Genomic DNA, 904 nt, shown 5'->3' on the forward strand with positions numbered 1-904 from the left:
AGAATATGTTTTGAAATTGTAGGGGTAAAAATTGCGAATTTTCAAATATAAGCATCGGCGTAGAAATTTGTGGTGTCAAATCATAAAAAACTACAAAGATGGCAAACAAAAAACTTGTAATTAAAACAGTTCAATTTACCGAACTAACCGATGCTCAATGGGCAATAATAGCAAAAAAGATTGATACAGGACGTAAGATTTCTAAAAATTTGAGAAGAGTCATAAACTGTATCTTAAAAGTTTGCCGAACAGGCTGTCAATGGCGAAATATTGACGAGTGTTATGGACCTTGGCAAAGTGTTTATTATTATTTCAGAAAATGGACTAAAAATGGTATTTTGGATAATATTTTGAATGATTTAGTAGCAAAAGAGCGAGTTAGACAAGGTAAAGAGGCAGAAGCTACCGCAGGGGCTATTGACAGTCAAAGTATTAAAAAAGTTGCTTTTATCAAGTTAGATTCGGGAATAGATGGGAATAAATATGTCAATGGTCGTAAACGTTTTTTAGTAGTAGATACATTGGGATTACCCCTTGCTATTTTTGTTTGTGCAGCCAATTTATTTGATAGTGTAGCAGGAATAGAATTGTTTCCTATTTTGGATAAATCTGCCAAAAAATTACGCCTAATTTATGCAGATAATGGATTTAGAGGGCAATTTATGCAGGCTGCTTATTGGTGCAAGTATGAAGTAGAAATCACTCAAAAGCCACCTTCACAGCAAGGATTTATTCCTCAAAAAGGGCGGTGGCAAGTAGAACGGTCGTTTGCTTGGTGCAATTTTTATCGAAGGTTATCCAAAGAATATGAAAAAACTACGGAATCTTCGGTCGCTTTTTTGCAAACAGCCTTTATTTCTATGATTTTGGCAAAATTTTGACTTTTTATTTCAAAACATATTCT

1 protein-coding gene is annotated in these 904 nt (G+C 33.8%); it reads left to right on the plus strand.

Annotated features, from left to right (window positions below; all coding sequences use genetic code 11):
- Window positions 1-98: 98 nt before the first annotated feature.
- Window positions 99-881, plus strand: coding sequence for an IS5 family transposase (locus ABR854_RS25705; protein WP_350268724.1), 783 nt, complete (start codon window positions 99-101; stop codon window positions 879-881).
- The last annotated feature ends 23 nt before the right edge of the window (window positions 882-904 follow it).

The sequence above is a fragment of the Emticicia sp. W12TSBA100-4 genome, from assembly GCF_040253585.1.
Taxonomy (GTDB): Bacteria; Bacteroidota; Bacteroidia; order Cytophagales; family Spirosomataceae; genus Emticicia.